Source organism: Streptomyces sp. NPDC104226 (assembly GCF_055584085.1).
On sequence record NZ_JBVJMS010000016.1, the window covers coordinates 147,754 to 172,788 of the forward strand.

A 25,035-nucleotide genomic window follows, 5' to 3' on the forward strand; every position below is an offset into this window, starting at 1 on the left:
GTCTAGGCGGGGAACCCCGGCACCTCTGACGATTTGTTGATCAAACTCCCTTGCTCACCGAACTCATGTTGAAGTCCGGGATGCGCAGGGCCGGCATCGAGGTCCTGGTGAACCAGTCGTTCCACTCGCGCGGCAGGGTCTTCTCGGTCCGGCCGGCCTCCGTGGCCCGCGACAGCAGGTCCACGGGGGACTCGTTGAACCGGAAGTTGTTGACCTCGCCGACGACCTGGCCGCCCTCCACCAGGTAGACCCCGTCCCGGGTCAGCCCGGTGAGCAGCAGCGTCGCCGGGTCCACCTCGCGGATGTACCAGAGGCAGGTCAGCAGCAGCCCGCGCTCGGTGGCCGCCACCATCTCCTCCAGAGACTTCTCACCGCCGGCGTCCAGGATCAGGTTCCCGAAGGACGGGGTGACCGGCAGCCCGGTCAGTTCCGCGGTGTGCCGGGTCGTGGTCAGCCGGGCCAGCTCGCCGTCCTTGATCCAGTCGGTCGCCGGGACCGGCAGGCCGTTGTCGAAGACGGACGCGTCGTCGCCGGAGCTGTGCGCGATCACGAACGGCGCGGACTCCAGGCCCGGCGCGTTCGGGTCGCTGCGCAGGTTCAGCGGCAGCGGGGAGAGCCGCTCGCCGAGCCGGGTGCCGCCGCCGGGCTTGGAGAAGACGGTCCGGCCCTCCGCCGCGTCCCGGGCCGACGCCGACCACATCTGGTAGATCAGCAGGTCGGCCACCGCCGTGGGAGGCAGCAGCGTCTCGTACCGCCCGGCCGGCAGGTCGATCTTCCGCTCCGCCCAGCCGAGCCGTACGGCCAGCTCCGCGTCCAGCGCGGTCGGGTCCACGTCCTTGAAGTCCCGCGTCGCACGGCCCGCCCACGCGGAACGCTGCCGGTCCGGGGACTTCGCGTTCACCTCCAGGGTGCCGTTGGGCTGGTCGTGGCGCAGGCGCAGCCCCGTAGAGGTGCCGACGTACGTGGAGACCAGCTCGTGGTTGGCGAATCCGTACAGCTCGCGGCCGCCCGCGCGGGCCCGCGCGAAGGCCTCGCCGAGGGCCGGGGCGAAGTCCGCGAACACCGCCGAGGAGGTCTCGACCGGGGCGTCGGTGAAGTCCGGCGAGGACGGGGTGCCGGTGACCAGCGGCCGGGCGTCCTCCGCCGGTCCGGCGCCGCGGGCGGCCGCCTCGGCGGCCCGGACCAGCGGCTCCAGCTCCGCGGCCGTGACGGCGGAGCGCGAGACGACCCCCGAGGCCGTGCCCTCCTTGCCGTCGACGGTGGCGATGACCGTGAGGGTCCGGCCGCGGGTGACCCCGTTGGTGGTCAGGGCGTTGCCCGCCCAGCGCAGGTTCGCGCTCGACTGCTCGTCGGCGATGACGACGCAGCCGTCCGCGGTGGACAGCTCCAGCGCCCGCTCGACGATCTCGTGGGGCTTGGTGGTACGACTCGACGAGGTCATCGTCCGGCCTCCTGCGTGGTGTTCAGGATGTTCACGTCGCGGAACAGCGCGGACGGGCAGCCGTGCGAGACCGCCGCGACCTGGCCCGGCTGGGCCTTGCCGCAGTTGAAGGCGCCGCCCAGGACGTAGGTCTGCGGACCGCCGACCTTCTCCATCGAGCCCCAGAACTCCGTGGTCGTGGCCTGGTAGGCGACGTCGCGGAGCTGACCGGCGAGCTTGCCGTTCTCGATGCGGAAGAAGCGCTGCCCGGTGAACTGGAAGTTGTAGCGCTGCATGTCGATCGACCAGGAACGGTCGCCGACCACGTAGATCCCGCGCTCCACCCCGCCGATCAGGTCCTCGGTGGACAGACCGCCCGGATCCGGCTGGAGCGAGACGTTGGCCATGCGCTGGACGGGCACGTGCCCGGGGGAGTCGGCGTAGGCGCAGCCGTTGGAGCGGCCGAGCCCGGTCAGCTTCGCGATCCGCCGGTCGGTCTGGTAGCCGGCCAGGGTGCCGTCCTTGACCAGGTCCCAGCTCTGCGCCTCGACACCCTCGTCGTCGTACCCGATGGTGGCCAGTCCGTGCTCGGCCGTCCGGTCGCCCGTGACGTTCATGACCGGGGAGCCGTAGGCGAGCTTGCCCAGCTGGTCGAAGGTGGCGAAGGAGGTCCCGGCGTACGCCGCCTCGTAGCCCAGCGCCCGGTCCAGCTCGGTGGCGTGGCCGATGGACTCGTGGATGGTGAGCCACAGGTTCGAGGGGTCCACGACCAGGTCGTAGCGCCCGGCCTCCACGCTCGGCGCCCGCATCTTCTCGGCGAGCAGCCCGGGGATCGCCTCCAGCTCGGCGTTCCAGTCCCAGCCGGTGCCGGTCAGGTACTCCCAGCCGCGCCCGGCCGGCGGGGCGATGGTGCGCATCGAGTCGAACTCGCCGGTGGTGGCGTTCACCGCGACGGCGGTGATCTCCGGGTGGATGCGGACCCGCTGCTGCGTGGTGGAGGTGCCCGCGGTGTCCGCGTAGAACTTGTTCTCGTGGACGGCGAGCAGCGAGGCGTCCACGTGGGCCACCCCGTCGGCCGCCAGGAGGCGCGCGCTGAAGTCGGCGAGCAGCGCGGCCTTCTCGGCGTCCGGGACCTCGAAGGGGTTCACGTCGTAGGCGGAGATCCAGGTCTTGTCGGCGTGCACGGGTTCGTCGGCGAGCTCGACCCACTCGTCCGAACCCGCCGCCTTGATCACCTGGGCGGAGAGCTTCGCCATGGCCACGGCCTGCGAGGCCACCTTGGCGGCACCGTCCATGGTCAGGTCCACTCCGGAGGCGAACCCCCAGCTGCCCCCGTGCACGACGCGGACCGCGTAGCCGAGGTCGGTGGTGTCGGACCCGCCCGAGGGCTTGGCGTCACGCAGTCGCCAGGAGGCGCTGCGGATGCGCTCCAGGCGGAAATCGGCATGGTCGGAGCCCAGCGCGCGGGCCCGCGCGAGCGCCGCGTCGGCGAGCGCCCGCAAGGGCAGCGCGGTGAAGGCCGCGTCGATGGAATGGGGCACGGAGGTCCTCCCGGGGGGTTGGGGCAGCTGGCACGATCATGTCGCGCCGGGGCTCGCGGTGCCTACATCTTTCTGTAGGGACTCGACAGAGCGCGTACCGCGGCCCTGTCGGAGCCGGATTCTCCGTAAGAGGTACTTGACCTATAGGTTTTTGGTAATCAGACCGCTAGTCGAAAGGGTGATCCGTTGAGCCGCTCGGTTCTCGTCACCGGAGGTAACCGGGGCATCGGCCTCGCCATCGCCCGAGCCTTCGCGGAAGCAGGGGACAAGGTCGCGATCACGTACCGGTCGGGCGAGCCCCCGGCGGAGCTCACGGCTCTGGGCGTGCTGGCGGTCCGCTGCGACATCACCGACTCGGACCAGGTCGACCAGGCGTACAAGCAGGTCGAAGAGGCGCACGGTGCGGTCGAGGTCCTCGTGGCCAACGCCGGCATCACCAAGGACACGCTGCTGATGCGCATGTCCGAGGACGACTTCTCCTCCGTCCTCGACACCAACCTCACCGGCACCTTCCGCGTGGTCAAGCGCGCGAACCGCGGCATGCTCCGCGCCAAGAAGGGCCGCGTCGTCCTGATCTCCTCGGTCGTCGGCCTCCTCGGCTCGGCCGGCCAGGCCAACTACGCCGCCTCCAAGGCGGCGCTGGTGGGCTTCGCCCGCTCCCTCGCCCGCGAGCTGGGCTCCCGCAACATCACCTTCAACGTCGTCGCCCCCGGCTTCGTGGACACCGACATGACGAAGGTGCTTAACGACGAGCAGCGGGCCGGCATCGTCGGCCAGGTGCCCCTGGGCCGCTACGCGCAGCCCGAGGAGATCGCGGCCGCGGTCAGCTTCCTGGCGTCCGACAACGCCGCGTACATCACTGGTGCCGTCATTCCCGTTGACGGCGGATTGGGCATGGGTCACTGATCACCATGAGTGGAATTCTCGACGGCAAGCGCATCCTCGTCACCGGGGTGCTGATGGAGTCCTCCATCGCCTTCCACGTCGCCAAGCTGGCGCAGGAGCAGGGCGCCGAGGTCATCCTCACCGCGTTCCCGCGGCCCACACTGACCGAGCGCATCGCCCGCAAGCTGCCCAAGCCCGCCAAGGTGATCGAGCTCGACGTCACCAACGACGAGCACCTGGCCCGTGTGGAGGAGGTCGTCCGTGCGGAGCTCGGCGGCCTCGACGGCGTCGTCCACTCCATCGGCTTCGCGCCGCAGGACGCGCTCGGCGGCAACTTCCTGAACACCCCCTTCGAGTCGGTCGCCACCGCCATGCACGTCTCGGCGTTCTCGCTGAAGTCGCTGACCATGGCCTGCAAGCCGCTGTTCCCGGAGAACGAGGGCGCCTCGGTCGTCGGCCTCACCTTCGACGCGCAGTACGCGTGGCCGCAGTACGACTGGATGGGCCCGGCCAAGGCCGCGCTCGAGGCCACCAGCCGCTACCTCGCCCGTGACCTGGGCAAGGAGAAGATCCGCTGCAACCTGATCTCGGCCGGTCCGATCGGCTCGATGGCCGCGAAGTCCATCCCGGGATTCAGCGGCCTGGCGAACATCTGGGACCAGCGCTCCCCGATGGACTGGGACATGTCGGACCCGGAGCCGGCCGCCAAGGGCGTCGTCGCCCTGCTGTCGGACTGGTTCCCGAAGACCACCGGCGAGATCGTCCACGTCGACGGCGGCCTGCACGCGGTGGGTGCCTGACCCCCGCGTTCCATTCGTACGGCGGCGGCCGCGTCTTCCCTTCCGGGAGGCGCGGCCGCCGCCGTTTCGGCGCGCGGGGCAGGGACCGTACGGGGCGACTCGATCAGATGTCCGCCCCCGGACCGGATCTTCCCGAGTCGAGAATCGGGACATTTCCCTGCAAACTGGGCCCGTCGGGATCTTCCCGGCTCCTGCGGGGAGGAGGTACGGGAGTGCGCGCGAGGCGGAGCCGAGCGGTATCCCTGCTGGTCACCTCGGTGGTCCTGACCGGATTCCTGCTCCCGGGAGCCGTCGCGCAGGACGAGGTGCCCGCCCCCGCGCCCGGGACGGACGTCCAGGCTCCGGCCGTGGTCGACCTGGCCCAGATCCCCGCCGAACCGCCCGTACAGCCCGCGAAGCCCGCCGCCCGGGAGCTCTTCGGGGCCGACTGCGACACCGAGATCAACGGTTCGCAGGTGGTCGCGTTCTGCCACAACGCCTATCCCCAGACCGACCTGGTCCGCCTGCACGTGGAGTGCGACCGCTGGTGGGACGTGGACGGCGACGGCGCCGCCGTGGCCCTCGGCCCGGCGGGCCGGGTGGAGCTCTCCGGCCGCTGCTGGAAGGAAGTCCGCTCCGCCTGGGTCAGCCACCAGCGGCAGTGACGTGGACGGCCCCCACGGGCCGCCGCCCCTCGGCCAGGCAGACGAACGGATAGCCGGCCGCCTCCGAGGCCGCCGCGTCCCCGTCCCCGCGCCGGATCGCTTCGATCAGCCGGGCGTGGTCCAGGTGTGAGGCCGGGTCGAGCTCGGTGCCCACGTCGGTGCGCAGCCAGTCGGCCACCAGATCGCCGAGGTCCGCGTACAGCTCGATGAGCACGTCGTTGTGCGAGGCCGCCACCACCGCCATGTGCAGGGCCACGTCCGCCGCGATGAACGGCTCCGCGTCCCTGCCCGCCCACGCCTCCTCGCGCCGCGCCAGCAGCGCGTCCAGCTGTACGAGGTCCCGCGCCGTCCGCCGCTCCGCCGCGAGCCGGGCCGCCGAGGACTCCAGCGTCGAGCGCAGCTCCGCGATGTGCCGGGGATCGGCGCCGGCGAAGCGGCGGTGCATGACCCCGGCCAGCTCGCTGGTGGCGATGACGTACGTCCCCGAGCCCTGGCGGATGTCGAGGAGGCCGTTGTGCGCGAGCGCCCGGACGGCCTCCCGCACGGTGTTGCGGGCGACGCCCATCAGCTCCACGAGCTCCGGCTCGGTGGGGATGCGGGAGCCCACGGGCCATTCGCCGGTGGTGATCTGGTTCCTGAGCTGGGCGATCACCTGGTCGACGAGCGCGGATCGCCGGGGCGAGGTCAGCGGCATGCGGTCGGGATTCCTCTCGGGACGGAAACGGTGCGCGTGACGGGAACGATACGGCCGCGGGGTGGACAGCCAATCATCCCATGATTCTATGATGGTCGAATGTCCGACGATGAAGTCCAGATCCTGAACCGGCCCCAGGCCGCGCGCACGGCATCCCAGCAGCCCCCCTCCGCCCCCGCCGCCACCCCGCAGCCGGCGTGGCTCGGACCCGTGCTCCTCGTCGGCATCGTGCTGGCCGCCCTCAACCTGCGGCCCGCCATCACCAGCCTCGGCGCCCTGTTCGAGGAGACCCGCGAAGGCCTCGGCATGAGCGGGACCGTCGCCGGACTCATCACCTCCGTACCCGCCCTCTGCTTCGCCGTCTTCGGCGTCACCGCGCCCCGGCTCTCCCGCCGCTTCGGCCCGGCCGCCGTCGTCTGCGCCGGCATGGCCGCCGTCGCCGCGGGCCTGCTGATCCGGCCCTTCGCGACCAACGCCGCCGGATTCCTCGCGGCCAGCGCCCTGACCCTGGCGGGCATAGCCCTGACCAACGTGCTCCTGCCGGTGATCGTCAAGCGCTGGTTCCCCGACCGGGTCGGCACCATGACGGGGCTCTACTCCATGGCCCTGGCCGCCGGCACCTCGCTCGCCGCGGCGGCGACCGTGCCGATGACCGAGGCCCTCGGCGGCAGCTGGCGCACCGGCCTGCTGATCTGGGCCCTCCTCGCCCTGGCCGCCGTCCTGCCCTGGCTGGCCATCGCGACGGCCGCCCGCAAGGAGAAGGCCGCGGCCACGGGCGTACCGGCCGCCCGCCCCGACGCCGGGCCCGGCGTGGTGCGCAGCCGCACCGCATGGGCCCTCGCCTGCTACTTCGGACTCCAGGCCACGGGTGCGTACATCACCATGGGCTGGCTCCCGCAGATCTTCCGCGACGCAGGGGTCTCCGCCTCCACGGCGGGCATCCTGCTCGCCGTCACCATGGTCATGGGCGTCCCGCTCGCCTTCGTCATCCCGGGCCTCGCGGGCCGGATGAAGAACCAGGGCCCCATCGCCGTCGGCCTCGGCCTCTTCGGCCTCGTCGGCTACCTGGGGCTCTACTTCGCCCCCGCCGGCGGTGCGTGGGCCTGGGCCCTCCTGCTCGGCGTCTCCAACTGCGCCTTCCCGCTCGTCATCACCATGATCGGACTGCGCGCCAAGTCCCCGGCCGGTGTCGTCAAGCTGTCCGCCTTCGCCCAGAGCACCGGCTACCTGATCTCCATCCCCGGGCCGCTCCTCATCGGCACCCTCTACCAGCACACCGGCGGCTGGGACCTGCCCCTCGCCCTGATGGCCGGCCTGCTCGTCCCGCAGATCGCGCTCGGCGTGCTGGCGGGCCGGGACCGCACGATCGAGGACGAATGCGGCATGCGAGACTGACCGGCATGTCGCCCGTACTTGAACCGACCCCCCCGAACGGCCACCGCAAGCTCGGCCTCGTGCTCGGCGCGATGCTGCTGGTGACCGTGATCATCGCCGTCCTCGCCACCCTCGCCTCGCCGTAGGGGCCCCGGGGGGTGGGGTTAACCCCCCAACCCCTAGGGGGTCAGGCTCAGGGACATCTGGGGTGCGTCCCGGATGGGAACCGCCTGCTCGGATCCATAGATTCGAAGAGCAAGAGCGAGCCCGCCCGACGCACCCCACGGAGGCGGCCATGTCGGCCCCCACACACCTGGCCCCCGGCCACCCGTCCGCACCCCGCGCCGCCGGGGCCGACGCACGGCTGCCCTGGTGGGCGCTGGCCCTGCCCGCCCTCGCCTTCGGCTTCCTGCTCATACTCCTCGCCGGATCCGGCGAGGCGCACGCCGCCTCCGGCGAAGGCTCCGCGCTCGTCCAGGTCACCGAACGGCTGCTGAGCGCCGTCGGCTGACGGCCCGCCAGCCATCCGGAACCCGACCGCGCGGCCGCGAACCGGGGGACGCACCCTGCCCACCACACCTGCGGGGGGACCCCCTCAACACCCTGCACCCCGTGGCTCGATTCATGCGAAGCTGGGAGCCATGAGCGCCGACACACCCCGCAGGATCGTCCTCCTCCGGCACGCCAAGGCCGAATGGTCGGACGGCACGGACCACGACCGCCCCCTGGCAGAGCGCGGCCGTCACGACGCCCCGGCCGCCGGCCAGAAACTGGCTCAGACCGGCATCACCTTCGACCTGGCCCTCTGCTCCAGCGCGGCCCGGACCAGGGAGACCTGGAAGCTGGCCGTCCAGGAGCTGCCGCACCGGCCGAAGACCACGTACGAGGAACGGCTCTACGAGGCCTCGCTGGGCGAGCTCATCGCCCTGGTCAACGAGACCTCCGACGAGGTCGGGAACCTCCTGGTCATCGGCCACAACCCCGGCATGCACGCACTGGCCGACGCCCTCGCGGGCAGCGCGCAGGGCGACGTGCTCGCCCGGATGAACCGCAGCGGCTTCCCGACCTCCGGGATCGCCGTCGTCTCCTTCACCGGCTCGTGGAAGTCCGTGGAGCACGGCGTGGGCACCCTGCTGGACTTCTGGACCCCGCACAGCTGACGCCCCGGACGACTCCGCCACTCCACCGACGCAGCGGGCCCCGGCACTTCGACAGTGCCGGGGCCCGCTGCGTCGTAGGGAGACGGACGTCTTCGTCACGCCAGGTCGGCGGCCTCGACCTCTTCGCGGGTGATCCCGAGCAGGTAGAGCACGGCATCCAGGAAGGGCACGTTCACCGCGGTGTGCGCGGCCTGGCGGACCACCGGCTTGGCACAGAAGGCCACGCCCAGCCCGGCCGCGTTCAGCATGTCCAGATCGTTGGCACCGTCACCGATGGCCACCGTCTGGGCCAGCGGTACGCCGGCCTCCGCGGCGAAGCGGCGCAGCAGCCGGGCCTTGCCGGCCCGGTCCACGATCTCGCCGGTGACCTTGCCCGTCAGCTTCCCGTCGACGATCTCCAGGGTGTTGGCCGAGGCGAAGTCCAGCCCGAGCTTCTCCCGCAGATCGTCCGTCACCTGCGTGAACCCGCCGGAGACCACGCCCACCTGGTACCCGAGGCGCTTGAGGGTGCGGATCAGCGTCCGGGCGCCCGGGGTGAGGCGCACCTCGGAGCGGACCTTGTCCACCACGGAGGCGTCCAGCCCGGCCAGCAGCGCGACCCGGGCGTGCAGCGACTGCTCGAAGTCCAGCTCCCCGCGCATGGCCCGCTCGGTCACCTCGGCGACCTCGGCCTCACAGCCGGCGTGGGCGGCGAAGAGCTCGATGACCTCGTCCTGGATCAGGGTCGAGTCCACGTCCATGACGACGAGGCGCTGGGCCCGCCGGTGCAGCCCGGAGGAGACCACGGCCACGTCGACGCCGATCTGCGCGGCGGCGGTGGCCAGCGCGGTGCGCAGCGGCTCGGTCGCGGTGCCGGAGACGGCGAACTCCACGGCCGTCACCGGATACTTCGCGAGCCGGAAGATGCGGTCGATGTTGCCGCCGGTCGCGGTGATCCGCGCGGCGATGGCGGCGGTGGACTCGGCGGTGAGCGGGTGCCCGAGCACGGTGACGTGCGAACGGCCACTGCCGCGCGGCCGGTTGTCACCGGTGCCGGAGAGGATCTCGGCCTGCAGTTTGAGGGATTCGGCCCAGCTGTGGACGGTGGCCCGCAGCTCGCCCTCGGTGCCGGCGGTCGGATGGGTGACGAGGGCGCACAGGACGATGCGGCCTCGGGTGACGACCTGCTCGATGTCGACGACGTCGACGGAGTAGGCGGCGAGGGTGTCGAACAGCCCGGCGGTGATCCCGGGACGGTCCTTGCCGAAGATCTTGACGAGGAGGGTGGGGACGTCGGAGGTCTGCGAAGCGCTCATGGTGCCTTCACCGTATCTCCCCGGCCTGTGCGCACGGAGCCCCGTCCCACCTGGCGGAACCGTTTCGCTCCGTACGGACGTGCGAGAGCCGCACTGCGGACGTGTGGAGGTCGTGCAATGGCCATGCGATGGTCGTGCACGGGCCCCGGGGCGGGTGCGTGGAGATCCCGGGACGGGACGGCGCCGGCCGGCCGCGGGCCCCGCGCGGAACACGGGGCGAGGACCGGCCACGGGCCCGCCCGACGGGGGAAGGCGGTGCCCCGGCCCGGCCGGAGGGGTGCGGGAGTGCCCCGAAAAGCACCTTCGGGGATGCTTTCGCCCCCCTCGGCCGGCCTCCGAGGAGGCTGCCGAGTGGCCCGGATTCCCCTTGTGGCCGTGCGCCTGAAATAGTTCCCCCGGATGTTCGCCATCCCTAGACTCCCAGACGTCATGGGGGATTCTCGGGGGACTTAAGTGGGGCTGGAGTGCCGGAACTCGTACTGGAATTGAATGGAAGGACCTGGACGCTCGATCCGTCCAGGTCGTACTCGCTGGGGCGCGACCCCCAGGGAGACGTGGTGATCGATGACGCCCGGGTGTCGTGGCGGCACGCCACCATCGCCTGGAACGGGCGAGGTTGGGGAATCGAGGACCACGGAAGCACCAACGGCACGTACGTGCGCGGGGCCAGGGTCCAGCAGGCCGAGCTCGTACCCGGCACGCCGGTGCACCTCGGCAACGCCACCGACGGGCCGAGGCTGAATCCCGTCGCGGGCGCGGGCGCCGCCGCTGCGCCGCAGCCGGCCGTGGCGCAGCAGTCGCCCGCCCAGGCGTACGCGCAGCAGCCGCAGGCCCAGCAGCAGGCGCCGCAGCAGCAGGGCCGGCAGCCCTGGGAGCAGCAGGTCCAGCAGGCCCCGCCGTTCCCGCAGCAGCAGGCCCAGCAGGCCCAGTCGCCGCACCAGGCGCAGCCCTTCCCGCAGCAGCAGCCGCACCAGCAGCAGCCGGCCGCCGGCGGCACCCCGGGCTACGGCGACCACCGCAGCCCGACGACGTTCCACCAGCTCGCGCTGGGCCACGTCATGCGGATCGGCCGTGCGCTGGAGAACGAGCTGGTGGTCTCCGACCTCCAGGTCTCCCGCCACCACGCCGAGTTCCGCTCGATGCCGGGCGGCCGCTTCGAGATCCGCGACCTCGGCAGCCACAACGGCACCTACGTCAACGGCCAGGCGCTGGCGAAGTCCGGTACCGCGCTGCTCGGCCCGAACGACATCGTCGGCGTCGGCCACTCGACGTTCCGGATCGTCGGCGACCGCCTCGAGGAGTTCGTCGACACCGGTGACGTCTCCTTCTCGGCCCGCCACCTCACGGTCACGGTCGACGGCGGCAAGCAGATCCTCAAGGACGTCACCTTCGGCGTCCCCGAGAAGTCGCTGATCGGCGTCATCGGCCCCTCCGGCTCCGGCAAGTCGACGCTCCTCAAGGCGCTGACCGGCTACCGCCCCGCCAACGAGGGCGACGTCCTCTACGACAACCGCAACCTGTACAAGCAGTTCGCGGAGCTCCGCCAGCGCATCGGCCTGGTCCCGCAGGACGACATCCTGCACAAGGAGCTGAAGGTCAGCACCGCCCTCAAGTACGCGGCCAAGCTCCGCTTCCCGGGCGACACCGCCGAGTCCGAGCGCGCCGCCCGCATCGACGAGGTGCTGCGCGAGCTCAAGCTCGACATCCACAAGGACAAGAAGATCACCGCCCTCTCGGGCGGCCAGCGCAAGCGCGTGTCGGTGGCCCTGGAGCTGCTGACCAAGCCCTCGCTGATCTTCCTGGACGAGCCCACCTCCGGCCTCGACCCGGGCATGGACCGCGATGTCATGCAGCTGCTGCGCGGCCTCGCCGACGACGGCCGCACGGTCCTCGTCGTCACGCACTCGGTGGCCGAGCTGTCCATCTGCGACAAGCTGCTGGTCATGGCCCCGGGCGGCTCGGTCGCGTACTTCGGCCCGCCGGACGAGGCGCTGAACTTCTTCGGCTACTCCACCTGGGCCGACGTGTTCTCCGCCTTCGAGAGCTACCGCGACTACGACTGGGCCGGCCGCTGGAAGGGCTCGCAGCACTACCAGCTCTACGCCGCCGACATCGACGCGGTCGCCCCCCAGTCGGTGCAGCCCGCCGCGCAGTCGACCCGCCCGCCGAAGCCGCAGGGCTGGGGCTCCCAGCTCTGGACCCTGATGCGCCGCTACATGTCGGTCATCGCGTCCGACAAGGGCTTCATCGGGCTGATGCTGATCCTCCCGGCGGTCCTCGGCGTGGTCTCCGTCGTCATCCCCGCGAAGTTCGGACTCGCGCCGCCCGTGGCGCCGTCCCGCTTCAACGGCGACGCCGGCACGATCATGCTGATCCTCGCGGTCGGCATGTGCTTCTCCGGCGCCGCGAACTCGGTCCGAGAGCTGATCAAGGAACGCGTGATCTACGAGCGCGAGCGCGCGACCGGCCTGTACCGGTCGGCGTACCTCGCCTCGAAGGTGATCGTCCTCGGGGTCATCACGGCCGTCCAGGGCGTGATCATCTGCGCGATCGGCTTCTACCCGCGCGACCTGCCCGCCGAGGGCCTGCTGATGCCGCCGGCCGTGGAGATCTGCCTGTCGGTCATCGCGCTCGGCTTCACCTCCATGATGTTCGGCCTGGTGATCTCCTCGCTGGTGAAGACCGCCGAGAAGACCATGCCGCTGCTCGTCATGTTCGCGATCGTCCAGGTCGTCTTCACCGGCATCCTCTTCCAGGTCTACGACTCCCCGGGCCTGGAGCAGTTCGCCTGGCTGATGCCGTCCCGCTGGGCGATCGCCGCCGCCGGCACCACGCTGAACCTCGGCGTGCTCATGCCGCCGTGGGACCAGGACAACCCGACCAACACGGACCCGCTCTGGGACGCCACGGTCGGCCAGTGGAGCCTGAACATCACGGTCCTGCTGCTCCTCGGCGTCGCGTGCGGCTTCGCCGTGCAGCGCCTGCTCCGCCGCCACGAGCCCGAGGTCATGCGCGCGGGCAAGTAAGCGCGGGACCGCGCACGCAACGCGCGGCACGCACGAACGCCTCAGGGCGGCTCCGGATCACCGGGGCCGCCCTGAGGCGCATGGGGGGCTGTGCGGACGCGGACGCCGGAGGCCTAGTAGGCGCTGTTGACGTTGTCCATGGAGCCGTAGCGGTCGGCCGCGTAGTTGCAGGCCGCGACGATGTTGGCGACCGGGTCGTACTGGTCGAACTTGGTGCCCTTGACGTGGTACGCCTTGAAGGTCGGGGCGATGACCTGGAGCAGACCCTTGCTGGGGATGCCGTTCTGGGCGTTGATGTCCCAGTTGTTGATCGCCATCGGGTTACCGCTGGACTCGCGCATGATGTTCTTGTGGATCCCGGCGTAGGTGCCCGGAATGCCCTCGCGCTTCATGATGAAGAGGGCTTCCTTGATCCAGCCGTCCAGGTTGTTCGCGAAGACCGGCGTGCGGGTCGCGGAACGGCTGGCGGCCGCCTTCTGCTCGCGGTCCTTCTTCGCGTCCGCCTCGGCCTTGGCCTTGGCGGCCGCGTCCTTGGCGGCCTTCGCGTCCTTCGCCACCTTGGCCTGCTGGCCCGCGATGACCTGCTGAACGGTGAGGTGCTGCTGCACGGCCTGGGCCTGCGCACCGTCGACGACCTTGGACCAGGCGACGGGGGCCGTGGCCACGACGGTCGAGGTCTCGCCGGCGGAGGCCGGGACGAGGGAGAAGGCGAGGGCGGCGGTGCCCAGGGTGGCTACACCGGCGATGGAAAGCTTGTGCGCCTTCGTCATCGTCAGACGACGACTGTGGCCGGGAGTGCTGGTCTCGGTCATGCGTAGCAACCTCTTCGAATAGCGGGGGCCGCAGGAAAGCGCCTGCCGGATCCGGGATCCGCGGCGCTGTGCGGCGAGAGCAATTCTTAGCGGTGGCAAAAACCTGTGGCAAAGGTGTGACGTACGATCCCGCTTAGTGGATCAGGGGCCCGACTCCGGCCCGGAATTCAGGGCACGGTCCACGCGAGCCAGCACTAACAGCACCCTTACTCATCCACTAGGGAGCTTCGTAAGTGATGTGCGTCCTATGTGCGGGCTCACATCGGTCACGTATCAATCTCACCAACCGTTGCGTCAGCAATCCATTCAGTGACGGTTCTCATCCTTGAGTAGCAGATGAACGTCCCCGAACTCGTGCCAGAGGCACAGCTTCGCTACGGCTGCGGCATACCCGAGCAGTACGGCGTCCAGCCCCATCGGCCCGATCGGCAGCCCACCCACCCCGGTCACCCGCCCGCCGAACAGGCCCGCGGCGCCTGACACCGCGCCTGGCCGCACTACCGAGGCGACCACGTACGCCCATGTACGCGAGCGCTCCCGAGATCACACGCCCAGGCGCGGCACCAGATGCCGCGGACTCGGCCGACAGATCCGAAAGAGACGACCTGGCCGCGTTCGCCGGCCGAGCCGTGGCCCCAGGCTCCTCTTACCGCTCCGGATGCGGCGGCTCGTGTGCCTCCTGCTAAGCCGCCCCTGTGTGCGAAGCGCACCCCCGGCGCACCAGCTCCGCGGTGAAGGGCCGTCCCCCGCTGGGCATCTCCGCCGAACCGTCCCGTCGGCCCGGGGGCACCACACAGGCCGCCTGATGCGCCGAGAGCGGCTGCTCCCGCTCAGGGCTACCGGATCGGCCGCCCGTACGACCCCGGCCCGACGCCCCGGCGGCGGCGCGGACCGCGCCCACCGCAGCCGGTCCGAGGCGCCACCCGCCCGGCAGCCCCACCTCGCAGGCGCCCCGCGAGACGAGCGCAACCGCACCGAGTCCCGCCCCGACCCCGCTCCTCAGCGGGAACCCGGGCCGCAAGACCCGGCGGAATGTCCCTTATATACAGTCCCTTCTCCCGTACCCCACCCACCGCACCGCCCCTCCACCGCGACGACCGGGCCGCCCCCGCTTGCCGTGGGTCCCGGTTCCGCCCCCCTTACCGCCCCACCGCCGCGGCCGCCGGCCGCACCTCCACGCCCCTTCGCCCTAGGGCGAGGACCTACGCCGCGCCCGCCCGCGGCCTACGCCCCGCGCCCGATCCGCCGCCCCCGGCGCCGCGAGTACCGTGAGGCCATGGACTCCGGACCCCGAGCCCCCCGCAGCGGCGGCCTGGCCGCCGTGAGCACCGCGCTCCTCGCCATGAGCCGCAGGCTGGAGGTCCGCGACGTGCTCCGCACGATCGTCGCCTCGGCCCGCGAACTGCTCGACGCCGAGTACGCGGCCCTGGGCGTCCCGGACGACCACGGCGGCTTCGCCCAGTTCGTCGTGGACGGCATCAGCGAGGCTCAGTGGCGGGCGATCGGCCCGCTGCCCCGCCAGCACGGCGTCCTCGCCGCGATGCTCCACCAGGACGGCCCCGAGCGACTGGCCGACGTACGCAAGGACCCCCGCTTCGAGGGCTGGCCCGCCGCCCACCCCGACATGTCCGACTTCCTCGGGCTGCCCATCCGGGACGGCGAGGAGACCCTCGGCGCCCTCTTCCTCGCCAACAAGCGGGGCGCCCCGGGCGGCAGGCACGGCTTCACCGACGAGGACGAGGAGCTCCTCTCCCTCCTCGCCCAGCACGCGGCGATCGCCCTCACCAACGCCCGCCTCTACGAGCGCAGCCGCGAGCTGACCATCGCCGAGGAGCGCTCCCGCCTCGCGCACGAGCTGCACGACGCGGTCAGCCAGAAGCTCTTCTCGCTCCGCCTGACCGCGCAGGCCGCCGCCGCCCTGGTGGACCGCGACCCGGCCCGCGCCAAGGACGAGCTCCAGCAGGTCGCCCTCCTCGCGGCCGAGGCCGCCGACGAGCTGCGCGCGGCCGTCACCGAGCTCCGCCCCGCCGCCCTCGACGAGGACGGCCTGGTCGCCACCCTGCGCAACCAGGTCCGCGTCCTGGACCGGGCCCACACCGCGCACGTCACCTTCACCTGCGACGGCGTACGGGCCCTGCCCGCGGCCCAGGAGGAGGCGGTCCTGCGCGTGGCCCAGGAGGCCCTGCACAACGCCCTGCGGCACTCCGCGGGCGACCGGATCGACGTCACCCTCACCCGCGGGGAGACCGGGGGAGCCCTGCTCCGGGTGACCGACGACGGAACCGGCTTCTCCCCACCCACCGTCCGCCGGGCGGGCCGGCACCTCGGCCTGGTCTCCATGCGGGACCGCGCCGCCGGTGTCGGAGGGAGACTCACCGTACGGTCCGAGCCCGGCGCCGGCACCACGATCGAACTGGAGGTACCCGGTGGCTGACACGCCGGGCCGTAGCGGCGGCGGCAGCCGCATCAAAGTACTGCTCGTCGACGACCACCAGGTCGTCCGGCGGGGCCTGCGCACCTTCCTCGAGGTCCAGGACGACATCGAGGTGGTCGGCGAGGCGGCCGACGGCGAGGAGGGCATCGAGCGCGCCGAGGAGCTGCGCCCCGACGTCATCCTGATGGACATCAAGATGCCGGGCACCGACGGCATCGAGGCGCTGCGCCGGCTGCGCACGCTGGCGAACCCGGCGCGCGTGCTGATCGTCACCAGCTTCACCGAGCAGCGCACGGTGGTCCCCGCCCTGCGCGCGGGCGCGGCCGGCTACGTGTACAAGGACATAGACCCGGACGCCCTCGCCGCCGCCATCCGCTCGGTGCACGCGGGCCACGTCCTCCTCCAGCCGGAGGTCGCAGGGGCGCTGCTCGCCGAGGAAGGCCCCGGCCCGTCAGCCGGCCGCGGCGGCAACCTGACGGACCGCGAGCGCGAGGTGCTGCACCACATAGCGGACGGGCGCTCGAACAGGGAGATCGCCCGCGCGCTCGTCCTGTCGGAGAAGACGGTGAAGACGCACGTCTCGAACATCCTGATGAAGCTGGACCTCGCCGACCGTACGCAGGCGGCGCTGTGGGCGGTACGACACGGCATCGCCCAGTGACTCATACGGGCGGTGATTCATTCGGTCGGGTGCATGTAGCCCACATGGCGTATCCCGTTCGTCGGATGAGCGTTCTTCATGACGTGCCGCGGCGGCTGGTCGCGGCAGACGTACTGGAGGACGAGAACGTGAAGAACTTCAAGAAGGCCACCGCCGTCACCATGATCGCGGGCGGCCTCCTCGCCGCCGGCGCGGGTGTCTCGTCGGCGCACGGCGGTGCGTCGGCGGAGGGCGAGGCCCTGAACTCGCCCGGCGTGGCCGCGGGGAACCAGCTCCAGCTCCCCGTCCACGTCCCCGCGAACGTGGTGGGCAACTCGGTCAACGTGATCGGCCTGCTCAACGGCGCCTGGGGCAACACGGGCGTCAACAACTGACCCCACCCCGCACTCTTCCACGCGCTGCCCGCACCGCCCCGCAGGCTCCACCCCGCTGCCCCGGCCTCCGGCCGGCAGGACAGCCGGGCCCGCCGAGCCGCGGCTCCCGAGCAGCGACCGGAAACCTCGGCCCCGCTTCCCCCCTCTCCCTGGGAAGCGGGGCCGATCCCGTCAGAATCAGCCTCGCCGGCGTTTGAGGCGCGGGGTCCGGGGCGGCGCCCCGGAAAGCCCGGCGCAGCCGGGGACGCTCGCGCAACGTCGCCGCACCCACACCCGGCACCAAGCGGCTAGCGCATCCGCTCCTCGACGGCCGAGTTGTACGCCGCGACCAGCGCCCGCCGGGCGACCCGCTCCACGGGCCGCAGCGCCTCCGCCCGGGCCGCCATCTCCGAGGCGGCCACTGCCGCTCCGTGCCCCCGCTCGGTCGCCAGCGACACCATCAGGTCCACCCGCTGCGCCAGCGAGAGGACCCGTACCGCCCGCGCCGGATACCCCGGCGCCAGCGCGTCCCGCCCGGCCTCCGTCCGCGCCCGGTACGCGGACAGCGCCGCCTCCGCGACCGGCCCGGATCCCGCCACGTCCAGCCGGGTCAGCACCTCCGTGGCCTCGCGCAGTGCCTCCGCGAGTTCCCGTTCCGCCTCGCCGAGCGACGGCACGTCCGCCGGCGGGGCCTCCCGTACGGGCAGGCAGTGCCAGGTCACCGAGACGTGTACGTCCCCCTTCGGCCCGGCCTCGTGCACCTCCGGGACGAGCCCGAGCGCCGCACCCACCGCGACGACCGCCTCCTGCGCGTCGAGCGCCCTCGCGTTGAACTCCGGCGGCCCGCTCAGCCCCAGCGGATGTCCCGGCGCGGGCAGCGCGATCCGCAGCCCGGTCACGCCCAGCACCCGCAGCCGGCCCAGCGCCAGGGTGAGACCCACCGGGCCGGATTCCCCGGGCAGCCCCTCCACCCGGTGCACGGCGTCCTCGCCCACGATCGACAACACGGCCTCGTCGGGCGAGACGAGACCGGCCAGCAGAGCGTTCCCCCAGGCGGCCAGCCGCCCTGAACGTGGTTCGAAAAGCATCCCCCTACTTTACGGACGGCCCCCCGGACCCGGGCCCGGGACCGGACCGCTCCCCGAGTGGCGTAGGTTTTCCCCTGGGGCTGCGCCCACCGACACGGGGCGGCGCACAGACGAACCGAGACTGCAAGGGGAGACGACACGCTCATGAGCGATGTTCTGGAGCTGGTGGACGTATCCGTGGTCCGCGAGGGCCGGGCTCTGGTGGACCAGGTCTCCTGGTCGGTCAAGGAGGGGGAGCGCTGGGTGATCCTCGGCCCCAACGGCGCCGGCAAGACCACGCTGCTGAACCTCGCCTCCAGCTACCTCTTCCCCACCAAGGGTTCCGCCACCATCCTCGGCAGCACCCTCGGCAAGGTGGACGTCTTCGAGCTGCGCCCCCGCATCGGCATGGCCGGCATCGCGATGGCCGACAAGCTGCCCAAGCGCCAGACCGTCCTGGAGACCGTCCTCACCGCCGCGTACGGGATGACGGCCACCTGGCAGGAGGAGTACGAGGAGATCGACGAGCAGCGCGCCCGCGCCTTCCTCGACCGCCTCGGCATGACGCCCTACCTCGACCGGAAGTTCGGCACGCTCTCCGAGGGCGAGCGCAAGCGCACCCTGATCGCCCGTGCGCTGATGACCGACCCCGAGCTGCTGCTGCTCGACGAGCCCGCCGCCGGTCTCGACCTCGGCGGCCGCGAGGACCTCGTACGACGCCTCGGCCGGCTCGCCCGCGATCCGCTCGCCCCGTCGATGATCATGGTCACGCACCACGTCGAGGAGATCGCCCCCGGCTTCACGCACGTCCTGATGATCCGTCAGGGCAAGGTGATCGCGGCCGGCCCCATCGACCTCGAACTGACCTCCCGCAACCTCTCCCTCTGCTTCGGCCTGCCGCTCGTCGTCGAGCGCAACGGCAGCGACCGCTGGACCGCCCAGGGCCTGCCCCTGCGGTAGTCCGGGCACCGGCCGGACCTCCCGCACCCTGTCCGGACCGCGCCCACCCGACCTACCATGACCATGTGGACATCGACGCGTGGGTGTGGTGGCTCATAGGCGCGGTCGGACTGGGCATTCCCCTGGTCCTCACCGCGATGCCCGAGTTCGGCATGTTCGCCGCCGGAGCGGTGGCGGCGGCCGTCACGGCGGCCCTCGGCGGGGGAGTGGTCGCCCAGATCCTGGTCTTCGTGGTCGTGTCGGTCGCGCTCCTCGCGGTCGTCCGCCCGATCGCCAACCGGCACCGCAGCCAAAAACCCCAACACCGCAGTGGAATCGACGCGTTGAGGGGCCGGAGCGCCGTCGTGCTCGAACGCGTGGACGCGGGTGGCGGCGGCCGGATCAAGCTGGCCGGAGAGATCTGGTCGGCGCGCTCCCTGGACGCGGACAGCACCTTCGAACCGGGTCAGTCCGTCGACGTCGTGGAGATCGACGGGGCGACCGCCGTCGTCATGTGACGCGACGTCACGTGACGGACCAGCACGTGAGCAACCCACCGCGTGCACACCGCATGTGGGCAAGCAGCCGACCCGCGGCCCCGGGGTCTGCGAGACTCCGCTGAACGGGGCAGCACAGACAGCCGGAAGGGCACGGGGAACCGCATGCAACCGATCATCATCGTTCTGATCATTCTGGTGGTTCTGGTCTTCATCGCACTGGTCAAGACGATCCAGGTGATCCCGCAGGCCAGCGCCGCTATCGTCGAACGGTTCGGGCGCTACACCCGCACCCTCAACGCGGGCCTCAACATCGTCGTCCCGTTCATCGACTCGATCCGCAACCGGATCGACCTCCGCGAGCAGGTCGTCCCCTTCCCGCCGCAGCCCGTCATCACCCAGGACAACCTGGTCGTCAACATCGACACGGTGATCTACTACCAGGTGACCGACGCCCGCGCCGCGACGTACGAGGTGGCCAGCTACATCCAGGCCATCGAGCAGCTCACCGTCACCACGCTCCGCAACATCATCGGCGGCATGGACCTGGAGCGGACCCTGACCTCCCGCGAGGAGATCAACGCGGCCCTGCGCGGAGTCCTCGACGAGGCCACCGGCAAGTGGGGCATCCGCGTCAACCGCGTCGAGCTCAAGGCCATCGAGCCGCCGACCTCCATCCAGGACTCGATGGAGAAGCAGATGCGTGCCGACCGCGACAAGCGCGCCGCGATCCTCCAGGCCGAAGGTGTCCGCCAGTCCGAGATCCTGCGCGCCGAGGGCGAGAAGCAGTCCTCCATCCTGCGCGCCGAAGGTGACGCCAAGGCCGCGGCCCTGCGCGCCGAGGGCGAGGCCCAGGCCATCCGTACGGTCTTCGAGTCCATCCACGCCGGCGACGCCGACCAGAAGCTCCTCGCCTACCAGTACCTCCAGATGCTCCCGAAGCTCGCCGAAGGCGATGCCAACAAGCTCTGGATCGTCCCGAGCGAGATCGGCGACGCCCTCAAGGGCCTCTCCGGAGCGATGGGCAACTTCGGCCCGATGGGCGCCGCTTCGGGCTTCAACCCGCAGCCCGGGGGCAAGGACGGGGCCAAGGACGCCGGCGGGATCCCCGCCGCCAGGGACAAGGACGCCGCGGACCGCCGCGAACAGCCGACCATCGACTGAGCGGTCGCAGGAGTCTGAGCGGGCTTGAGCGGGCTGAGCGGTCAAAGCAGCCTGACCGGTCCGAAGGGGCCGTCCCCTCCGGCATGATCAGTGAGGCCCCCCGACCTTCATGGCGGGGAGGCGACTCACTCATGCAAAGGGGACGACCCCTCCCATGTCCGTCTGGGAATCACTCGCGGTCTTCGCGGCCGGCATCGGCGCCGGCACCATCAACACCATCGTCGGTTCCGGCACGCTGATCACCTTCCCGGTGCTGCTGGCCACCGGCCTGCCACCGGTCACGGCCAACGTCTCCAACACCCTGGGCCTCGTGCCCGGTTCCATCAGCGGAGCCATCGGCTACCGCAAGGAGCTCCAGGGCCAGCGCGCCCGCGTCATCCGGCTCGGCGCCGTCTCCCTCGTCGGCGGCATCGCCGGCGCGATCCTGCTCCTCACCCTGCCGTCGGACTCCTTCGACACGATCGTGCCCGTCCTGATCGGCCTGGCCCTCGTGCTCGTCGTCTTCCAGCCCCGGCTCGCCGCGGCCCTGCGCAGGCGTCAGGAGGCCGCGGGAGGCGACACCGGCCACCCCGACGGCGGCCCGCTGCTGCTGACGGGCATGCTCTTCTCCAGCGCGTACGGGGGCTACTTCGGCGCCGCCCAGGGCGTGCTCTACCTCGGCCTGATGGGCCTGTTGCTCCGCGAGGACCTCCAGCGGATCAACGCGGTGAAGAACGTCGTCGCGGCGATGGTGAACGGCATCGCGGCCGTCGTCTTCCTCTTCGTCGCGGAGTTCGACTGGACGGCCGTCCTGCTCATCGCCGTCGGCTCCACCATCGGCGGCCAGCTCGGCGCCAAAGTCGGCCGCCGACTGCCTCCCACCGCTCTGCGGGCCGTCATCGTGACCGTCGGGATCATCGCGATCGTCCAGTTGCTGCTTCGCTGAGCGACGTAGAAGACGTACGTCGCCCAGCGGATCCGTCTACCCGGCGGGACGAACCCGCCCTACGCGATCACGGGCAGCCCTAGGCGGAACGCTCCAGCCACTCCGGCAGCGCCTCCCGCCCGCCCACCCCCAGCGCGAGCAGCATGGCGTCGGCCGGCGAGGGAACGAAGGGCTTCCGGAGGAGCGGCATCCCCGCCTCCTCCGGAGTCCGGGCCGCCTTGCGGTGGTTGTCCTCGGAGCAGGAGGCCACCGTGTTCAGCCAGGTGTCCCCACCGCCCTGAGCCCGCGGAAGTACGTGGTCCACGGTCGTCGCGCGCTTCCCGCAGTAGGCGCAGCGGTGTTGGTCCCGGATCAACACCCCCCTCCGTGACCAGGGAGCGTGTCTCCGGAAGGGCACCCGGACGTACCTGCAGAGTCTGATCACCCGCGGCAGCGGAAGCTCCATCGTGGCCGCGCGCACACGGAACTCGGGATGCGCCTGTTCGACCACGGCCTTGTCCTGGAGAACCAGGACCACGGCTCGGTTCATCGTCACCGTCGACAGCGGCTCGAAGCTCGCGTTCAGCACCAGCGTGTCCCGCATCTCGCCCACCTCCCGTGTGCAGGCCCGCGACCACCCTGGCGGCAGGGCCCGCAACCACTCTGGTCGCGCGCGCCACGCGGGACAACGCAATAAAAATGCCCGGTCCTGGCCGTCTTTAGACCAGGACCGGGCAAACGCTCGGAGAACGAAGTGCGTAAACGCTCAGCCCGCGGGAGCCTCGTACTCGCCGACGAGCTGCGCACGCCCCAGCGCGTGGAAACGCAGATTGAACCCGACGACGGCCGGCGACACGTCCGCACCGGGGCCGAGCTTCTCCTGGTCCACCGCGTACACGGTGAACACGTAACGGTGCCGCTCACCCGCGGGGGGAGCCGCCCCGCCGAAGTCCTGCGTGCCGTAGTCGTTGCGCACGTGCACGGCCCCGGCGGGCAGCCCCTCGAACTTCCCGCTGCCCGCCCCGGCCGGCAGCTCGGTGACGGAGACCGGCAGATCGAAGAGCACCCAGTGCCAGAACCCGCTGCCCGTCGGGGCATCCGGGTCGAAGCAGGTCACGGCGAAGCTCTTCGTCCCCTCCGGGTACCCCTCCCACCGCAGCTGCGGCGACAGGTTCCCGCCGGACAGCACCTGGTCGGACCCCAGGTCCGCCCCGGGCTCCAGGTCCGTGCTGGTCACGGTGAACGCGTGCACCGCCGGATGGAAATCGTGGGGGAGCGGCGCCCTGCTCTGCTCGGCCACTGCGGAACCTCCTGCTGGATCGAGTCGACGCTGACCGGTGCCGGCGCCCTTACGGCACCGGCACCGGCACCGAGCCTAGAGCGGCTCAGAACCAGTTGCGCTGCGAACCCACCGACGAGATCCACTGGTTCAGGTAGGCCGCCCAGTCGGTGCCCTGGTAGGACTGCAGCCCCACCTGGAAGCAGCGGAAGGTGTCGCTGCCCTCGCTGAACAGACCCGGCTTCTTGTCCATCTCCAGGACGACGTCCATCTCGCGCCCGTCGGAGACGAAGGTCAGCTCGACCTGGTTCAGCCCCCGGTACTGCGACGGCGGCAGGAACTCGATCTCCTGGTAGAAGGGCAGCGTCTGCCGCGTCCCCCGGATGTGCCCGCGCTCCATGTCCGCGCTGCGGAAGGTGAAGCCCAGCTGGGCGAAGGCGTCGAGGATTGCCTGCTGCGCCGGCACCGGGTGCACGTTGATCGCGTCGAGGTCGCCGGCGTCCACCGCGCGCGCGATCTCCAGCTCCGTGCTGACTCCGATGTTCATGCCGTGCAGATGACGCCCGCCGAAGTGGGTGATCGGCGTCTCCCAGGGGATCTCCAGCCCGAACGGCACCACGTGCAGGGCGCCCGCCTGTACCTGGAAGGCACCGCCGAGACGCTGCTTGGTGAAGACGACGTCCTGCTTGTACTCCTGGTCGTTGCCCTCCACCTCCACCCGCGCCTGGAGTCCGACGGACAGCCCCTCGATCTGCTGCTCCACGGATCCGCCCTGGATCCGGACCTCGCCCTGGACGATCCCGCCCGGCACGACGTTCGGCTCGGTGATGACGGTGTCGACCGAAGCACCACCGGCACCCAGGCTCGCGAACAGCTTCCTGAACCCCATGCTCTGACTCCCCTATACGACTACGACGTGCTCGAAAAAGTCCTGCTCGGCAAGACGCGCGCGACTCGGCGCGGTACTACCCCTACAAACGCGGAACCTTAGGCCCCGGTTGCAGGAGTGCCCAGTCCACTACGCTCGACCGGATGAGCGCGCGCCCCGACCGTACGCCCCTGCCCCGGTCCTTCTTCGACCGCCCGGTCCTCACCGTGGCCCCGGACCTCCTCGGCCGCACCCTGGTCCGCCGCACCCCGGACGGCCCCATGGAACTGCGCATCACGGAGGTGGAGGCGTACGAGGGAGAAGCCGATCCGGGCTCCCACGCCTACCGCGGCCGCACGGCGCGCAACGCGTCGATGTTCGGTCCGCCCGGACACGCGTACGTCTACTTCATCTACGGCATGTGGTTCAGCCTCAACCTGGTCTGCGGCCCCCCGGGCCACGCGAGCGGTGTCCTGCTCCGGGCGGGGGAGGTCACCGTGGGCGCGGAGCTGGCCCGCAAACGCCGGGTTTCAGCCAGAAACGACCGCGAACTGGCCAAGGGGCCGGCCCGTCTGGCCACCGCCCTGGACGTGGACCGCTCCCTGGACGGTACGGACCTCTGCGCGGGACCGGATTCCCCCTTGTCCCTCCTGACGGGCACCCCCACCTCTCCCGACCTGCGGAGCCACGGCCCCCGCACCGGAGTGGGCGGCGCCGGGGCGGCCCACCCGTACCGCTACTGGATCACCCACGACCAGACCGTGAGCCCGTACCGGGCCCACGCGCCGCGCCGCCGCTCAACTTGACTCGGCGCCGGCGGACGCCTAACGTAGCCCGAGCCGCTTGAACGGGGCACTGCTATCAGCAGACCCCCGGAGCGGCCAACCCACTACCTACGACTTACCCCTGGCGGGGTCTTATTCGGCATGCCCGAATTCGATTCCGAACGGCCGATTATGCGCCGCACGGGATAAGCGCTAATGTGGTGGAGCGCCGAAAGGCAAAGACCCCCAACGGTCACCGAATTCAAATCCAGGTCGGAAACGACAGCGGAAATGATCTGGTAGAGTTGGAAACGAAGGAAGCGCCCGGAGGGCCTGGAAACAGGAACAAAGGAAGCGATCGTTCCTTGAGAACTCAACAGCGTGCCAAAAATCAACGCCAAAAAGTTGATACCCCGTCCACTTCGGTGGATGAGGTTCCTTTGAAAAAAGACCT

At 71.1% G+C, this 25,035-nt stretch carries 26 protein-coding genes; 17 read left to right on the forward strand and 9 right to left on the reverse strand.

Annotated features, from left to right (window positions below):
• Positions 1–40: 40 nt before the first annotated feature.
• Positions 41–1,441 (reverse strand): metallopeptidase TldD-related protein, encoded by a 1,401-nt coding sequence (locus ACZ60J_RS37250; RefSeq protein ID WP_469688613.1) that lies wholly within the window; start codon positions 1,439–1,441, stop codon positions 41–43.
• A complete protein-coding gene (locus tag ACZ60J_RS37255; protein WP_469688614.1) occupies positions 1,438–2,961 on the reverse strand; it encodes a TldD/PmbA family protein in 1,524 nt (507 codons plus the stop codon). The genes ACZ60J_RS37250 and ACZ60J_RS37255 overlap by 4 nt, the downstream gene beginning before the upstream one ends.
• 186 nt (positions 2,962–3,147) lie before the next feature.
• Here ACZ60J_RS37255 and fabG point away from each other — a divergent pair, with 186 nt between their 5' ends.
• The 3 genes from fabG to ACZ60J_RS37270 all read left to right on the forward strand — a co-directional run bounded on the left by fabG (position 3,148) and on the right by ACZ60J_RS37270 (position 5,290).
• A complete protein-coding gene (gene fabG, locus ACZ60J_RS37260; protein WP_469688615.1) occupies positions 3,148–3,867 on the forward strand; it encodes a 3-oxoacyl-[acyl-carrier-protein] reductase in 720 nt (239 codons plus the stop codon).
• A gap of 5 nt (positions 3,868–3,872) precedes the next feature.
• A complete protein-coding gene (gene fabI / locus ACZ60J_RS37265) occupies positions 3,873–4,646 on the forward strand; it encodes an enoyl-ACP reductase FabI (RefSeq protein ID WP_469688616.1) in 774 nt (257 codons plus the stop codon).
• 212 nt (positions 4,647–4,858) lie between these two features.
• A complete protein-coding gene (locus tag ACZ60J_RS37270; RefSeq protein WP_469688617.1) occupies positions 4,859–5,290 on the forward strand; it encodes a hypothetical protein in 432 nt (143 codons plus the stop codon).
• Here ACZ60J_RS37270 and ACZ60J_RS37275 read toward each other — a convergent pair.
• Entirely contained in the window at positions 5,271–5,984 is a 714-nt protein-coding gene (locus ACZ60J_RS37275) for a FadR/GntR family transcriptional regulator (RefSeq protein WP_469688618.1), read from the reverse strand. The two genes, ACZ60J_RS37270 and ACZ60J_RS37275, sit on opposite strands and share 20 nt — an antisense overlap.
• A 99-nt stretch (positions 5,985–6,083) precedes the next feature.
• Between ACZ60J_RS37275 and ACZ60J_RS37280 the strand changes: the two genes are divergently transcribed.
• The 4 genes from ACZ60J_RS37280 (at position 6,084) to ACZ60J_RS37295 (ending at position 8,518) form a co-directional block, all read left to right on the forward strand.
• Positions 6,084–7,379, forward strand: a complete 1,296-nt coding sequence (locus ACZ60J_RS37280) for a CynX/NimT family MFS transporter (protein WP_469688619.1) — start codon at positions 6,084–6,086, stop codon at positions 7,377–7,379.
• Between the two features lie 5 nt (positions 7,380–7,384).
• Positions 7,385–7,504, forward strand: coding sequence for an SGM_5486 family transporter-associated protein (locus ACZ60J_RS37285; protein ID WP_469688620.1), 120 nt, complete (start codon positions 7,385–7,387; stop codon positions 7,502–7,504).
• A gap of 149 nt (positions 7,505–7,653) precedes the next feature.
• Entirely contained in the window at positions 7,654–7,869 is a 216-nt protein-coding gene (locus ACZ60J_RS37290; RefSeq protein WP_469688621.1) for a hypothetical protein, read from the forward strand.
• Between the two features lie 130 nt (positions 7,870–7,999).
• Positions 8,000–8,518: a SixA phosphatase family protein gene (locus tag ACZ60J_RS37295; RefSeq protein ID WP_469688622.1), complete on the forward strand. Its 519-nt coding sequence runs from the start codon at positions 8,000–8,002 to the stop codon at positions 8,516–8,518.
• Positions 8,519–8,613: 95 nt separating this feature from the next.
• On the opposite strand, the gene serB is transcribed toward ACZ60J_RS37295, so the two are convergent.
• Complete coding sequence (serB, locus tag ACZ60J_RS37300; protein ID WP_469688623.1) at positions 8,614–9,813, reverse strand: phosphoserine phosphatase SerB; 1,200 nt, start codon at positions 9,811–9,813, stop codon at positions 8,614–8,616.
• Between the two features lie 464 nt (positions 9,814–10,277).
• Between serB and ACZ60J_RS37305 the strand changes: the two genes are divergently transcribed.
• A complete protein-coding gene (locus ACZ60J_RS37305) occupies positions 10,278–12,839 on the forward strand; it encodes an ABC transporter ATP-binding protein/permease (protein ID WP_469688624.1) in 2,562 nt (853 codons plus the stop codon).
• A 113-nt stretch (positions 12,840–12,952) separates the two neighbouring features.
• Here ACZ60J_RS37305 and ACZ60J_RS37310 read toward each other — a convergent pair whose 3' ends face one another.
• The gene (locus tag ACZ60J_RS37310) at positions 12,953–13,651 is read right to left on the reverse strand and encodes a transglycosylase SLT domain-containing protein (RefSeq protein WP_469688625.1); all 699 of its coding nucleotides are present in this window, start codon (positions 13,649–13,651) and stop codon (positions 12,953–12,955) included.
• A 1,276-nt stretch (positions 13,652–14,927) separates the two neighbouring features.
• Between ACZ60J_RS37310 and ACZ60J_RS37315 the strand changes: the two genes are divergently transcribed.
• The 3 genes from ACZ60J_RS37315 to ACZ60J_RS37325 all read left to right on the forward strand — a co-directional run bounded on the left by ACZ60J_RS37315 (position 14,928) and on the right by ACZ60J_RS37325 (position 17,120).
• On the forward strand, positions 14,928–16,085 hold the full coding sequence (locus ACZ60J_RS37315) for a GAF domain-containing sensor histidine kinase (RefSeq protein WP_469688626.1): 1,158 nt from the start codon (positions 14,928–14,930) through the stop codon (positions 16,083–16,085).
• Positions 16,078–16,746: a response regulator gene (locus tag ACZ60J_RS37320; RefSeq protein WP_469688627.1), complete on the forward strand. Its 669-nt coding sequence runs from the start codon at positions 16,078–16,080 to the stop codon at positions 16,744–16,746. The genes ACZ60J_RS37315 and ACZ60J_RS37320 overlap by 8 nt, the downstream gene beginning before the upstream one ends.
• A gap of 128 nt (positions 16,747–16,874) precedes the next feature.
• Positions 16,875–17,120, forward strand: coding sequence for a chaplin (locus ACZ60J_RS37325; protein WP_250742336.1), 246 nt, complete (start codon positions 16,875–16,877; stop codon positions 17,118–17,120).
• 287 nt (positions 17,121–17,407) lie between these two features.
• On the opposite strand, the gene ACZ60J_RS37330 is transcribed toward ACZ60J_RS37325, so the two are convergent.
• Positions 17,408–18,187, reverse strand: coding sequence for a hypothetical protein (locus ACZ60J_RS37330; protein ID WP_469688628.1), 780 nt, complete (start codon positions 18,185–18,187; stop codon positions 17,408–17,410).
• 144 nt (positions 18,188–18,331) lie between these two features.
• On the opposite strand from ACZ60J_RS37330, the gene ACZ60J_RS37335 reads away from it, so the two are divergent.
• The 4 genes from ACZ60J_RS37335 (at position 18,332) to ACZ60J_RS37350 (ending at position 21,691) form a co-directional block, all read left to right on the forward strand.
• A complete protein-coding gene (locus ACZ60J_RS37335) occupies positions 18,332–19,126 on the forward strand; it encodes an ABC transporter ATP-binding protein (RefSeq protein ID WP_469688629.1) in 795 nt (264 codons plus the stop codon).
• Positions 19,127–19,191: 65 nt separating this feature from the next.
• The gene (locus ACZ60J_RS37340) at positions 19,192–19,623 is read left to right on the forward strand and encodes an NfeD family protein (RefSeq protein ID WP_469688630.1); all 432 of its coding nucleotides are present in this window, start codon (positions 19,192–19,194) and stop codon (positions 19,621–19,623) included.
• A gap of 144 nt (positions 19,624–19,767) precedes the next feature.
• Positions 19,768–20,766 carry an SPFH domain-containing protein gene (locus ACZ60J_RS37345; protein WP_469688631.1) on the forward strand — a complete coding sequence of 333 codons (999 nt, stop codon included), beginning with the start codon at positions 19,768–19,770 and terminating at the stop codon, positions 20,764–20,766.
• A gap of 154 nt (positions 20,767–20,920) precedes the next feature.
• Positions 20,921–21,691 carry a sulfite exporter TauE/SafE family protein gene (locus ACZ60J_RS37350; RefSeq protein ID WP_469688632.1) on the forward strand — a complete coding sequence of 257 codons (771 nt, stop codon included), beginning with the start codon at positions 20,921–20,923 and terminating at the stop codon, positions 21,689–21,691.
• A 79-nt stretch (positions 21,692–21,770) separates the two neighbouring features.
• Here the strand turns inward: ACZ60J_RS37350 and ACZ60J_RS37355 are convergent, their stop codons facing one another.
• From ACZ60J_RS37355 to ACZ60J_RS37365, 3 genes are all read right to left on the reverse strand, one after another.
• Positions 21,771–22,274, reverse strand: coding sequence for an HNH endonuclease (locus tag ACZ60J_RS37355; RefSeq protein ID WP_254387938.1), 504 nt, complete (start codon positions 22,272–22,274; stop codon positions 21,771–21,773).
• Positions 22,275–22,436: 162 nt separating this feature from the next.
• Positions 22,437–22,970 (reverse strand): YbhB/YbcL family Raf kinase inhibitor-like protein, encoded by a 534-nt coding sequence (locus ACZ60J_RS37360; RefSeq protein WP_469688633.1) that lies wholly within the window; start codon positions 22,968–22,970, stop codon positions 22,437–22,439.
• Between the two features lie 85 nt (positions 22,971–23,055).
• Complete coding sequence (locus ACZ60J_RS37365) at positions 23,056–23,838, reverse strand: sporulation protein (protein ID WP_274552572.1); 783 nt, start codon at positions 23,836–23,838, stop codon at positions 23,056–23,058.
• Positions 23,839–23,981: 143 nt separating this feature from the next.
• Between ACZ60J_RS37365 and ACZ60J_RS37370 the strand changes: the two genes are divergently transcribed.
• A complete protein-coding gene (locus tag ACZ60J_RS37370; protein WP_469688634.1) occupies positions 23,982–24,623 on the forward strand; it encodes a DNA-3-methyladenine glycosylase in 642 nt (213 codons plus the stop codon).
• Between the two features lie 176 nt (positions 24,624–24,799).
• Positions 24,800–25,035: hypothetical protein (locus ACZ60J_RS37375; protein ID WP_469688635.1), on the forward strand; the 236-nt coding region annotated here is incomplete at its 3' end.

Excerpts from the sequence above, each read along its gene's own strand:
- ACZ60J_RS37250 (WP_469688613.1), bottom strand. The coding sequence starts at position 1,441 with ATGACCTCGTCGAGTCGTACCACCAAGCCCCACGAGATCGTCGAGCGG.
- fabI (WP_469688616.1), top strand. The coding sequence starts at position 3,873 with ATGAGTGGAATTCTCGACGGCAAGCGCATCCTCGTCACCGGGGTGCTG.
- ACZ60J_RS37275 (WP_469688618.1), bottom strand. The coding sequence starts at position 5,984 with ATGCCGCTGACCTCGCCCCGGCGATCCGCGCTCGTCGACCAGGTGATC.
- ACZ60J_RS37280 (WP_469688619.1), top strand. The coding sequence starts at position 6,084 with ATGTCCGACGATGAAGTCCAGATCCTGAACCGGCCCCAGGCCGCGCGC.
- ACZ60J_RS37285 (WP_469688620.1), top strand. The coding sequence starts at position 7,385 with ATGTCGCCCGTACTTGAACCGACCCCCCCGAACGGCCACCGCAAGCTC.
- ACZ60J_RS37290 (WP_469688621.1), top strand. The coding sequence starts at position 7,654 with ATGTCGGCCCCCACACACCTGGCCCCCGGCCACCCGTCCGCACCCCGC.
- ACZ60J_RS37295 (WP_469688622.1), top strand. The coding sequence starts at position 8,000 with ATGAGCGCCGACACACCCCGCAGGATCGTCCTCCTCCGGCACGCCAAG.
- serB (WP_469688623.1), bottom strand. The coding sequence starts at position 9,813 with ATGAGCGCTTCGCAGACCTCCGACGTCCCCACCCTCCTCGTCAAGATC.
- ACZ60J_RS37310 (WP_469688625.1), bottom strand. The coding sequence starts at position 13,651 with ATGACCGAGACCAGCACTCCCGGCCACAGTCGTCGTCTGACGATGACG.
- ACZ60J_RS37315 (WP_469688626.1), top strand. The coding sequence starts at position 14,928 with ATGGACTCCGGACCCCGAGCCCCCCGCAGCGGCGGCCTGGCCGCCGTG.
- ACZ60J_RS37330 (WP_469688628.1), bottom strand. The coding sequence starts at position 18,187 with ATGCTTTTCGAACCACGTTCAGGGCGGCTGGCCGCCTGGGGGAACGCT.
- ACZ60J_RS37335 (WP_469688629.1), top strand. The coding sequence starts at position 18,332 with ATGAGCGATGTTCTGGAGCTGGTGGACGTATCCGTGGTCCGCGAGGGC.
- ACZ60J_RS37345 (WP_469688631.1), top strand. The coding sequence starts at position 19,768 with ATGCAACCGATCATCATCGTTCTGATCATTCTGGTGGTTCTGGTCTTC.
- ACZ60J_RS37350 (WP_469688632.1), top strand. The coding sequence starts at position 20,921 with ATGTCCGTCTGGGAATCACTCGCGGTCTTCGCGGCCGGCATCGGCGCC.
- ACZ60J_RS37355 (WP_254387938.1), bottom strand. The coding sequence starts at position 22,274 with ATGCGGGACACGCTGGTGCTGAACGCGAGCTTCGAGCCGCTGTCGACG.
- ACZ60J_RS37365 (WP_274552572.1), bottom strand. The coding sequence starts at position 23,838 with ATGGGGTTCAGGAAGCTGTTCGCGAGCCTGGGTGCCGGTGGTGCTTCG.
- ACZ60J_RS37370 (WP_469688634.1), top strand. The coding sequence starts at position 23,982 with ATGAGCGCGCGCCCCGACCGTACGCCCCTGCCCCGGTCCTTCTTCGAC.